The sequence below is a fragment of the Acaricomes phytoseiuli DSM 14247 genome, from assembly GCF_000376245.1.
Lineage (GTDB): Bacteria > Actinomycetota > Actinomycetes > Actinomycetales > Micrococcaceae > Renibacterium > Renibacterium phytoseiuli.
On the sequence record NZ_AQXM01000027.1, the window covers coordinates 1 to 11,492 of the forward strand.

General features: G+C 63.4%; 9 protein-coding genes and 1 pseudogene. 3 read left to right on the top strand and 7 right to left on the bottom strand.

Annotated elements, in window-relative coordinates; genetic code table 11:
* Nucleotides 1-90: 90 nt before the first annotated feature.
* From ligA to C501_RS11955, 5 genes are all read right to left on the bottom strand, one after another.
* The gene (gene ligA, locus C501_RS0100680; protein WP_018133717.1) at nt 91-2,361 is read right to left on the bottom strand and encodes an NAD-dependent DNA ligase LigA; all 2,271 of its coding nucleotides are present in this window, start codon (nt 2,359-2,361) and stop codon (nt 91-93) included.
* Nucleotides 2,358-3,185: a PP2C family protein-serine/threonine phosphatase gene (locus C501_RS11945; RefSeq protein ID WP_018133718.1), complete on the bottom strand. Its 828-nt coding sequence runs from the start codon at nt 3,183-3,185 to the stop codon at nt 2,358-2,360. Before C501_RS11945 ends, ligA begins: the two co-directional genes overlap by 4 nt.
* Nucleotides 3,186-3,328: 143 nt before the next feature.
* On the bottom strand, nt 3,329-4,564 hold the full coding sequence (locus C501_RS0100690; RefSeq protein ID WP_018133719.1) for an adenylate/guanylate cyclase domain-containing protein: 1,236 nt from the start codon (nt 4,562-4,564) through the stop codon (nt 3,329-3,331).
* Entirely contained in the window at nt 4,554-5,126 is a 573-nt protein-coding gene (locus C501_RS11950; RefSeq protein WP_083906485.1) for a PH domain-containing protein, read from the bottom strand. The genes C501_RS0100690 and C501_RS11950 overlap by 11 nt, the downstream gene beginning before the upstream one ends.
* Nucleotides 5,113-6,057: a biotin--[acetyl-CoA-carboxylase] ligase gene (locus tag C501_RS11955; protein WP_018133721.1), complete on the bottom strand. Its 945-nt coding sequence runs from the start codon at nt 6,055-6,057 to the stop codon at nt 5,113-5,115. Before C501_RS11955 ends, C501_RS11950 begins: the two co-directional genes overlap by 14 nt.
* A gap of 210 nt (nt 6,058-6,267) precedes the next feature.
* On the opposite strand from C501_RS11955, the gene C501_RS0100710 reads away from it, so the two are divergent.
* The gene (locus C501_RS0100710; protein WP_018133723.1) at nt 6,268-7,848 is read left to right on the top strand and encodes an acyl-CoA carboxylase subunit beta; all 1,581 of its coding nucleotides are present in this window, start codon (nt 6,268-6,270) and stop codon (nt 7,846-7,848) included.
* Nucleotides 7,845-8,087: an acyl-CoA carboxylase subunit epsilon gene (locus C501_RS0100715; protein WP_018133724.1), complete on the top strand. Its 243-nt coding sequence runs from the start codon at nt 7,845-7,847 to the stop codon at nt 8,085-8,087. Before C501_RS0100710 ends, C501_RS0100715 begins: the two co-directional genes overlap by 4 nt.
* A 56-nt stretch (nt 8,088-8,143) precedes the next feature.
* Here the strand turns inward: C501_RS0100715 and C501_RS0100720 are convergent, their stop codons facing one another.
* Nucleotides 8,144-9,088 carry an L-lactate dehydrogenase gene (locus C501_RS0100720; RefSeq protein WP_043567781.1) on the bottom strand — a complete coding sequence of 315 codons (945 nt, stop codon included), beginning with the start codon at nt 9,086-9,088 and terminating at the stop codon, nt 8,144-8,146.
* Nucleotides 9,089-9,189: 101 nt separating this feature from the next.
* Here C501_RS0100720 and C501_RS11960 point away from each other — a divergent pair.
* Nucleotides 9,190-10,884: pseudogene (locus tag C501_RS11960) on the top strand (DUF885 domain-containing protein).
* A gap of 342 nt (nt 10,885-11,226) precedes the next feature.
* Here the strand turns inward: C501_RS11960 and C501_RS11965 are convergent.
* On the bottom strand, nt 11,227-11,492 hold a 266-nt coding region (locus C501_RS11965; protein ID WP_018133729.1), incomplete at its 5' end, for an integrase core domain-containing protein.

Here is an 11,492-nt window from a genome sequence, read left to right on the forward strand (position 1 = left end):
AATTCGAGACCGCCCACTACGCCGGCCTCGAACCCACGCGAACGCCAACCGGCGCCCTCGCAAAAACCTAGGAACCAAACCCAGGACAATTCACTCCTTCTCTTGGTTCTCAGACTCTTTCGCGGTTTCTTGCAAGGCCTCCGGGCCTCCTGCCAGCAGTGCTTCGAAGCCGGCTTCATCGAGCACCGGGACACCGAGCTGCTCGGCCTTGTCGCGTTTACTTCCGGCGCTCTCCCCCACCACGACGTAACTGGTCTTCTTGGAAACCGTCCCGGCGGCTTTGCCGCCCCGGATGATGATGGCCTCCTTGGCCTGATCCCGGTTGTACTGCTGCAAAGAACCCGTGACCACGACCGTCAAGCCCTCCAGCGTGCGCGGCGTGCTCTCGTCCTGCTCATCGACCATCCGCACCCCGGCAGCAGCCCACGCTTCCACGATCTCCCGATGCCAGTCCTCGGCGAACCACTCGATCAGCGCCACGGCGATCGTCGGCCCCACTCCGTCGACCTCGGCGAGCTCTTCTTCAGTAGCGGCCTGAATCGCGGCCATGGATCCGAAGGCGGTCGCCAGGGCGCGGGAAGCAGTCGGCCCGACATGCCGGATGGAAAGGGCTACCAGAACCCGCCAGAGCGGCTGCTGCTTGGCTTTTTCCAGTTCCCGGAAGAGCTTGAGGGTATTAGCCGTCGGCTCCGAAGGCTTCTTCGCCGTGCCCTTGGTGTAGAAGTACGGCACCAACTCGGTGGTAACGGCTGAGCCCTGACTGTCTTTGCCCCGCTCTTTGCCCCGCTTCTCGCGTTCGATCCGGACGGAGGCCAGGTCCTGCGCGGTGAGGGTGAAGATCTGAGCTTCATTGCGCAGCGGAGGTTCCACGGGCTCATCCGGCTGGGTCAGGGCGAGCGCGGCCTCCCAGCCGAGCGCCTCGATGTCGAAAGCGCCTCGGGAGGCCAGGTGGAAGACCCGTTCCCGCAGCTGGGCAGGGCAGCTGCGGGCGTTCGGGCAGCGGATATCGACATCGCCTTCTTTGGCCGGTGCCAGAGCGGTGCCGCAGAAGGGGCAATGCGCTGGCATCACGAACTCCCGTTCGCTGCCATCGCGTAAAGCCGCCACAGGAGCCACGATCTCCGGAATCACGTCCCCTGCTTTGCGCAGCACCACGGTGTCGCCGATCAACACACCCTTGGCCTTGACCACGTCCTGGTTGTGCAAAGTCGCCATTTCGACGGTGGAACCGGCGACCTTGATGGGCTCCATGACCCCGTAAGGGGTGACTCTTCCGGTGCGACCGACGTTGACTCGAATATCCAGGAGCTTGGTGTTCACTTCCTCCGGCGGATACTTATAAGCCACTGCCCAGCGCGGTACCCGGGAGGTGTACCCCAGGGCGCTCTGAGTGGCGAAGTCATCCACTTTGATCACGATGCCGTCGATCTCATGCAAGAGATCGTGCCGCTGCTCCCCGAACCGGGCGATGTACTCGAGGATCTGCTGCTCATCCGTCAGGACCTCGGCGTAGGGGCTCGTCGGCAGGCCCCAGCTGCGCAGCAGTTCATAGGCCTCGGACTGGCTCTGCGCTACGAGGCCTTCCCTGGTACCGATGCCGTGCACCAGCATGCTGAGCTTGCGCAGCGCGGTCTGCGCGGGATCTTTCTGCCGCAGGGATCCGGCGGCGGCGTTGCGGGGGTTCGCGAAAGGCGCCTTGCCCTGCGCGATCTTCTCTTCGTTGAGCGCCGCGAAATCCTCGGAGGCGATAAACACCTCGCCGCGGATCTCGAGCTCCGCCGGAATGCTCCCCGGATCGCCCTCGAGCCGCCGCGGTATGGCCTCGATGGTCAGCAGATTATGCGTGATGTCCTCACCCGTCGTGCCATCGCCGCGGGTCGCAGCACGTACCAGGGCGCCATCGCGATAGAGCAGGTTCACCGCCAGGCCGTCGATCTTCAGCTCGGCCAGCCAGCGCAGCGGATTTTTCGCCAGCGCCGCACCGGCGAACTTCTCGGCATTGACCCCGGTCCGCTCGAGCCACGCCTTGAGCTCATCGAGCGAGAAGACGTCCTCCAGGCTGTACATCCGGCTCAGATGCTCGACCGCTGCGAAAACCGAGGAGACTTCCCCGCCCACCTCCTGGGTGGGCGAGTCATTGCTGATCAGCTCCGGATGGTGGGCCTCGGTCTCTTCGAGCCTGCGGAAGAGGCGGTCGAATTCAGCGTCCGAGACCAGCGGGGCATCGTCGTTGTAATAAGCGAACCGGTAGCGCCGGACGTCCTCGACGAGCTGATCGTACTCTTCGCGCAACTGCTCCGGCGGTGTCTCCTCTGCTTCAATGGAGGAGGCCGAATCGGGGCTCTTCTGTGCTGCGCTCACGCTTGCTCGCAGTCCGTTTCCTGCTGGTTCGTGCTGTCCGATGCTGGGGCGTCCGCGCTGCCTTGATCGCTGCCCTGAGCAGAGTCGAGCACATCGATCACAATCACGGTCACATTGTCTCTGCCGCCTGCGCTGAGCGCAGCCCGGACCAGCTCATCGGCTGCTTCCTGAACCGACCGGCCCGGTTCGAGCACGGCCGAGATCTCTTCATCCGGAAGCTCGTCGGAGAGCCCATCCGTGCAGATCAACCAGCGCTCACCGGTTCTCATCGGAACCAGCCAGTAGTCGGCTTCAGTGTCCTCCCCGACGCCGAGCGCACGGGTCACCACGTGCCTACGGGGATGATGGCGCGCTTCCAAGGCGGAAAGATGCCCCGCATCGACAAGTTCCTGGACCTCGGAGTGATCTACGCTGACCTGTTGCAGCACGCCCTCGGCCAGCCGATAGGTTCGCGAATCGCCTACGTTGAATACCAACCAGTACGCCGCTCCGGAGTCCCTGAGCCACGCCATTCCGGTCACCGTCGTGCCGGCGCGCGAGCCGGAGAGTTCACGGATGCCGGTGTCCGCGCGCCGCAGCGCTTGCTGCAGGGCCGCGCTGCCCTGAGCCGCACCGGTCAGGGAGAGTTCAGCTTCGCCCAGAGCGCGTACGCACTCCTGCGCCGCTACCTCCCCGGCCTCGTGGCCGCCCATGCCGTCGGCCACCGCGAAGAGCGGGTCAGCTACCAGATAAGCGTCTTCGTTGAGCTCGCGCCGCAGCCCCCGGTCACTGGCCACGCCTATCTCGAGCGCCGGGGTGCTAACAGCTGAATCACGATCAGTCATCCCAGATCCTTTCGCGGGGCACCAGCACAAACACCAACCAACGGAGCGTCCTCGTCCATGCTATCCACTAAGCAGGTATTCATCGCAGGTCCTGGGCCTGAACCTGGGCCGTAACCTCATCACAGCGCACTGATCAATGCCGATCAATCCAGCACCAGACCCCGGCCTCGGCCACGGCTTAGCAGAATCGGTCGGATCTCACCGAAACCACGGACTTGCTGCACCGGAAAAGGCTTAAACACGAACCGCTCATCCCGGCTCAGAGCGCGCTGCGTGAATTCGTCGACAAGCACTTCACCGGGCTCCGCCAGGACCGTTAGCCTCGCCGCGAGGTTCACGGTAGGCCCGTAAATATCGCCTAAGCGGGAGAGCACCCTGCCCCAGACCATCGCCACCCTGGCCTGAGGCAGCAGCTCATCTTCGGTGAAGGCCTCGGCCAGGGAGAGGGATATCTCCGCACCGGCCATGGGCGTCTCCGCCGTGTAAAGCACTTCGTCCCCGATCGTCTTGATCAGCCGCCCCCCGCCCACGGAGATGATCTCAGCGCATTTGTTCTCGAAGCGCTGCACCAGCTGAGCCAGGGTCTTCTCATTCATCCGCCGGGAGAGGGAGGTGTAGCTCACCAAGTCGGCAAAACCCACAGCGCGGGCCAAGGGCAGCGGTGCATCGGCTTCGTCGCCGTCCCGCCCGAGTTCACTGGCGAGCAGGCCGGATTCGGCACGGACAGCCATCCGCTGCACCCCGGCGGCCAGCTGCCTCCGCCAAGCATACACGAGCATCTCCTGGAGCGGCTCGACGAGCTCTGGCATAGCGGTCACTAATTCTCGCCTGGCTTCAGCATCGCTGACCCCGCGTTGCGCCACCAAATCTTCGATCATCGCCTCGATCTGCCAGACCACGATGCGGTCCGTCATCTGGCCGACGGCCCTGGTCAGTGAAATCGCGGCTTCCTCCGTAAGCTTGCCCTCCCGCACCAGATCGATGACATCGGTGAGAGCTTGCTGATCATGAGGGGTAAAGGCGACGTCTTCATCACCGAGGTTCGGAAAACCCAGAGCACGCCAGAGCTTCCGCGCCGAAAGCAGTGACACGCCCGCGCCCGCTGCGATCTCCCGGCGTTTGAGACTGCGCTCCCCGCCCAGCAGCTGCGCTTCCAGAGCACGGACTGCTCCGCGCATGGATTGGGAGAGCTCCTGATCCGAGGGGATCTGCTCGGCGAGATCCGGAGCCGCGTAGGGTAAGGGCTGCGGCGCGGTTTCCGGGGTACTGGATGTACTGGATTGCGCATCGGATGCTGCTGCACCAGCGATGGCCGAGGATGTATCGGGAGCAGCGGCAGCAGAAGAGGCGGTAGAAAGGGAAGAGTCATCAGTAGACATCAGTGTCGGCTCCCTTTCCCGTTAAACCCATCGCCTGGTAATCCCTAGGCCGCTCGGCCACCGGCAAAGCCTCCATCGCGTTCACCAGCAGGTTCCGGAACACCGTCACCTCCGGCACATCCGGGATTCGGGCGGTGCCTTCGAAGCCTGAGGCTACCAGGAGGTCTCCGGAGCGCAGCAGCCTTTGCAGCATGCTTTGCCGAACACTCACGGAACGCACAGAGCTCAGTGGCAGATCGTGGTGCCGGGTCCGCAACCAACCCGTGCGCACCACGATCCGTCGACTGGTCAGCAGGTACCGGGTGCTCAACCAGCGCAGATAGCGGCGACCAGCACCCAGCACAATGAACAGGACGCCGAGGCACAGGATCAACGCGAGCGCCGGAACCCGCCAGTTCTCCCAGGGCAACGGCCAGCGGGCCCGGGTGAGCCACGCGGAGACCAGGCCCAGCACCGTCGGCAGGAGCACCACGAAGATCGCCGGCCAGACCAAACTCTTGGCCTGGGGCCGGCTGGCCACGATGACCTGCTCCCCTGCGACGAGCCAGTTACGCATAATCATCGACCGATACAGACGCCCGGGCCGCTGCCGGACGCAGATGGATCACATCTGCCGCGGAGACCACGGTACTGCTGCCCTGAGCATCCTGGATGAGCAGGGCTCCCGTAGTGTCTAGGCCCACCGCGACGCCGTGGTTGAAACGCCCTCCCGGGAGTTCGGCCCGCACGTGCCGACCGAGAGTCATCAGCTGCGTGGTGATCTCGCGGCGCAGCTCAGCACGGCCGTCGGCCGTTGTTCCCGGCCCGGTGAAGCGCTTGTAATCACGGGCGAAGTGGCCGAGGATATCGATGAGCAGGCGCTCCCGACGCAATTCCGGTGCACCGGCTAAGGCCAGCGATGTGGCATGAGCTACGGGGAGTTCCTCCTGGCTCTGCAGGACGTTGACCCCGATGCCCAGGACTACCGCGGGGGTCTGCGGTGAGGGGTCGAGCAGTTGCGCCAGCACGCCGCAGACCTTCCGGGCACCTTGAGCCTGTTCTTCTTCACCCTGACGGATCAGCACATCATTGGGCCATTTGATCCCAGCGGGCAAACCGTATCCGCGCAGTGTCCGGCAGACCGCGAGGGCGCCCAGCATACCGAGCCAACCGTACTGCTCTGCCGGCAGCCCCTCGGGGCGCAGCAGGATGCTGATCGCCAGGGCCGAGCTCGCAGGGGCCTGCCAATCCCGGCCCAGTCGACCTTTTCCCTTGCTCTGCCGCTCGGTGGTGAGTACGCTCAGGTCCGGCCAGCTCTCCTGGTTCTCCTGGGACGTGGCGGCCTGGGCGAAAGCTGCCAGGTCATCATTGCTGGATCCGGTGTGCGAGGACCATTCGATCCTGGGGATCAGCCCGGCGGGAGGAAGCAGCTCGGAGCGCACTGCGGCGATATCGAGCACGGGCCGGGCAGCAAAGGATTCCCGACCAACCCCGGGTGAGCATTGCTGGTCCATGATGACGATCCTAGTCGCTGCCGGCCCCGGTCACCGGGAAGTCGCCAAGTTCCGGCCGGAGCGCATGGGCTCCATCATCACAGCTAAGCCTGGGTATCAGCTTTTGTAGCTTTCCTACATCCGCAAGGGGGATCGGCCCGGATAGAATGGCGTGGTCTTTAGAGGAACCAGCTAAATACTCACCATCGACCCAGAGGCAGGATCTTACCGATGAGCCATGACCTGACGACCACCGCGGGGAAGATCGCTGATTTCCGCGACCGGATGACTCAGGCTGCTCAGCCCGCGGGCCCCGAAGCCATCGAGAAGCAGCATTCCCGGGGCAAGAACACCGCCCGGGAGCGGATCGATCTACTACTCGATGAAGACTCCTTCGTGGAGTTCGATGCCCTGGCGACGCACCGGTCAACGGCTTTCGGCATGGCGAAGAAGAAACTCCTGGGCGATGGCGTGGTCTCCGGCTACGGCACCGTCGACGGGCGCCTGGTGGCCGTTTACAGCCAGGATTTCTCCGTTTACGGCGGCTCGCTCAGCCAGGTCAACGGCGAGAAGATCGTCAAGGTCCAGGAATTCGCGTTGCGCAACGGCTGCCCCGTGATCGGCATCAATGATGGCGGCGGTGCCCGGATCCAGGAGGGCGTGGCCTCCCTGGCGATGTTCGCGGATATCTTCCGGAACAATGTGCATGCTTCCGGCGTGGTCCCGCAGATCTCCCTGATCATGGGCCCCTGTGCCGGTGGCGCAGCCTATTCACCGGCACTGACCGACTACGTGGTGATGGTGGATAAGACCTCGCATATGTTCATCACCGGGCCCGATGTGATCAAAACGGTGACCGGCGAGGACGTCGATATGGAGACCCTGGGCGGTGCGCGCCAGCATAACGCCACGACCGGCACCGCGACCTATCTGGCCACGGATGAGACCGATGCGATCGAATTCGTCCGGGAGCTGCTGGACTTCCTGCCATCGAACAACCTCACCGAGGCACCGCTGACGGAGCACGATCAGGAGCTGGAAACCGATGAGGCCGATGCGGCCCTGGATACTCTGATCCCGGATTCGGCGAATCAGCCCTACGATATGCGCACTGTGCTCGAAACGGTTCTGGATGACGGCAATTTCCTGGAGATGCAGGCGCTCTATGCGCCGAACGTGCTGATCGGCTACGGCCGCGTCGAGGGCCAGAGTGTGGGGATCGTCGCGAATCAGCCGATGCAATTCGCCGGCACCCTGGATATCGCGGCCTCCGAGAAAGCCGCGCGTTTTGTCCGGCACTGCGATGCTTTCAACATCCCGATCCTCACTTTCGTCGACGTCCCCGGCTTCCTGCCCGGCAAGGACCAGGAGTTCCAGGGCATCATCCGGCGCGGAGCGAAGCTGCTCTACGCTTACGCCGAGGCCACCGTCCCCAAGCTCACCGTGATCACCCGCAAGGCTTACGGCGGCGCGTATATCGTGATGGGTTCGAAGAAGCTCGGTGCGGATCTGAACCTGGCCTGGCCTACGGCGCAGATCGGCGTCATGGGCGCCCAGGGCGCCGTGAACATCCTCTACCGCAGGGATCTGGCGGCCGCTGCGGAGGAGGGGAACGCGGAGGAGCGCCGCGGCGAACTCGTGCAGCAGTACGAAGAAGAACTGCTCAACCCCTACCAGGCCGCTGAACTCGGCTATGTGGACGCGGTGATCGCTCCCGCTGACACCCGGGTCCAGATCATCCGGGGGCTGCGCGCGTTGCGGGATAAGCGCGCATCGCTGCCGGCCAAGAAGCATGGGAACATCCCGCTATGACGGCTGAAGCCACCCCGGAGGAGTCCGCTGCACTGTTCCGGATCGTCAAGGGCAGCCCGGATGCGGAGCAGCTCGCCGCGCTGACCTCGGTGCTGCTGAATCTTGCTGCTGCCGATCAGGATCTCCGCGCTGCTCAGGAAGCAGGCCAGGAGAGCGCACTGCGCTATACCCGGAGCGGCAGAGTGCGCGGGCTACCGGCCCCAGGCCCGGGTGCTTGGCGCCGTAGCGCCTGGTTCTAGCTGACAGTCGAGATCCTGGAGGCCCGGGCAACAAGAAATCCCGGGCGGCTGACCCGCTAAGAGCGCATTCTGGCCAGAGTCTCCTGAACGGCTTCTGCAGAACGCCACAACTGTTCTTCTTCGTCCAAGGAAAGCGGAGTATCCAGGATTTCCATGGCACCGGATCGACCCACGACAGTCGGCATCGCCAGGGCGACCTCGGAGATTCCCCATTGACCGGTCAGGATGCTGGATACCGGCAGGATGGCGCGCTCATCGCGCAGTATCGCCTCGCAGATCCGAGCACAGGAAAGCCCGATAGCATAGTTCGTGGCACCTTTGCCTTCGATCACCCGGTAGGCGCTCATCATGACATCGCGTTCATAAACGCGCAGAGTCTCTTCGGTGAAGATCTCCTTCCCTGCGATCCGGTAGTCCCTGATGGGAACGCTGCCTATGCGAGCAGCTGACCACAGAACGAACTCACTATCCCCGTGCTCCCCGACCACACTCACGTGCACACTGTCCGTGGACACTTCGGCGCGTTCGGCGATCATACCGCGCAGCCGGGAAGAGTCGAGCACAGTCCCACTGGAGAAAATACGGTTCGGGGGCAAGCCGGTGGCCTCCTGCGCTACCACCGTGAGCGCATCACAAGGATTGCTGACGATGACGATCACGGCATGCGGTGCTTGCTCGAGCAGAGCCTGCAGCGACTGAGCCAGAATCCGCGCGTTGATCGCCGCGAGCTCCCGGCGCGATTGCCCCGGCTCTTGCTTCGCCCCCGCAGTGAAAACGATGATATCGCTATCAGCGATGCTGGTGATATCTGCTCCTCCGGTAATCGCGGGCCAGCCGCCAACGAAGAACCGTCCATGAGTCAGGTCCAAGATCTCCGCATCAACGCGCTGCGCGTCAACATCGTAGAGAACCACCTCAGCCGCACTTCTGCGGATCAGCATGGCATAAGCCGCAGCCGACCCCACTGCACCAGCACCGATAACTGAAATTTTCCCAGCCAATCTAACCACTCCTGTGTTTTCTACAGCTCGTAGAAGATAAATTACTTGCCGATGTTCAAGAAAGCTATTTAGTCAGCACTTATCAGCACTATGCTCACTGTGTGACTACTAGTTCGCAGAATCTCCCGGAAAACGGTTCAGGCAGCCCCTCTCGCCCATCAAGCCCCGTTGATGCAGCCGCCGAAGCCTACACTCGCCAGTTGATCGAGCTCTCCCCTGAACTGGGTGCGGCTCTCGGTTTAGCCGATGCTGGGCCCGGTTACAGCGACTACTCCCCCGCCGGGATCGCTGAACGGGCTGAGCTGGACCGGCGGACCCTGGCGGAGCTGGACCGCCTGGAACCGGTCGATGCCGTTGATCAGGTCACCTTGGCCGCGATGCGGGAACGGCTGGGCTTGGCGCTGGAAGAAGACGAATCCGGCTGGGCCGGAGCTGTGCTGAATAATATCCACTCCCCTGCTCAGCAGATCCGCAGCATCCTGGATCTCATGCCGCGCGAGACCAGCAGCGACTGGGAGCACATCGCTGAACGCCTGAACCGCCTGCCAGCTGCTGTCGACGGCTATATCGCCGCTCTGAGCGACAGCCAGGCGCAGGGGCGCGTCGCCGCCCGGCGGCAGGTGCAGACCGTGATCGATCAGGCCACCCGCTACGCTGCAGACTCGGGATTCTTCGACAACCTGGCGGCCGAAAGCAGCCGGACTGAGAATCTGGCCGACAACGCGCAGCGGGCCAAGACGGCGTACCGTGAGCTCGCAGACTTCCTGGAGCAGCAGCTTCTGCCTGCCGCCCCGTAAAAGGATGCCGTAGGGCGCGAACGCTATGCCTTGGCATCCCGCGCATTCCTCGGCAAAGCAGTGGATCTGGAAGAGACCTACGCCTGGGGCGTCGAAGAGCTGGACCGGATCATTGCCGAACAGGAGCAGGTGGCCGGCCGTATTCAGACCGGTGCCAGCATCGCGGAAGCCAAGGCTCTGCTGAATGCTGACCCGCAACGGCAGCTGCACGGTACCGACGCGCTCCAGGCCTGGATGCAGAAGCTTTCGGATGCCGCCGTGGCTGAACTCTCCGGAAGCCACTTCGAGATCCCGGAAGTGATGCGCACCCTGGAGTGCCGGATCGCCCCGACCCAGGACGGCGGCATCTATTACACACCGCCGAGCAACGACTTCTCCCGACCGGGGCGGATGTGGTGGTCCGTGCCCGAGGGCGAAGACCGGTTCACGACGTGGGCGGAGACCTCCACGGTGTATCACGAGGGCGTGCCGGGGCATCATCTGCAATGCGCCACCGCCATCGTCCAGGGGGACGTGCTGAACACTTGGCGGAGCAGCATCTGCTGGATCTCCGGCCACGGCGAGGGCTGGGCGCTCTACGCGGAGCGGCTGATGCAGGAGCTCGGTTATCTGGATGACCCCGGTGACGCGATGGGCATGCTGGATGCGCAGCGTCTCCGGGCGGCCCGGGTGGTCTTCGATATCGGCGTGCACCTAGAGCTGCCGGTGCCGGCGCGCTGGGGCTCCGGAACCTGGGACGCTCAGAAAGGCTACGGATTCCTGGAGGAGAACCTCGACATGTCCCGAGGGCAGCTGGACTTCGAATACACCCGCTACCTGGGCTGGCCCGGTCAAGCGCCGTCGTATAAGGTCGGCCAACGCATCTGGGAGCAGATCCGGGATGCCCGGGCCCAGCAGGAAGGCACCGCATTCGATCTCAAGGCCTTCCACACCGAAGCCCTGAGTCTCGGCGGGCTGCCGCTGGCCGTGCTAGAAGAGACGCTGCTCAAACGCCCCTAAGAGGCGGCGTTCCGTTGCTGTTTTAGATCTGAGTCTCTGCGTCCCTCACCCTAAAGCCTCATACCTTAAAGCCTCATAAAGAGGCTCCGGATCCCTTGCACCGCATCGCACGCATGGGCGATTATTGGGTAAATCAGGGTCCGAAGCAGGCCAAAGATGATCTTCATGCACTAAAACCCCAGCGCGGCGGCCACCCAGTTCTTTCTGCTTACGCTTGGCTGTTTTTCGATCAAAACAACGCTCGGAAAATCGCTCACCGCTGCGCTCACCGGCAACGATATAGCAGCCGAGCACACCCTCTGCATCTGAGCCAGCCAAAGTGAATTGTCCTGGGTTTGGTTCCTAGGTTTTTGCGAGGGCGCCGGTTGGCGTTCGCGTGGGTTCGAGGCCGGCGTAGTGGGCGGTCTCGAATTCTTGGGGTGATTGGTAGCCCAGGGCGGAGTGGAGGCGTTGATTGTTGTACCACCACACCCATTCCAGTGTGGCGAGCTCTACTTCTTCCACGGTGCGCCAGGGTTTGCGTGCTTTGATCAGTTCGGTCTTATAGACGGCGTTGACGGCTTCAGCCAGAGCGTTGTCGTAGCTATCGCCACGGGAACCAACTGAAG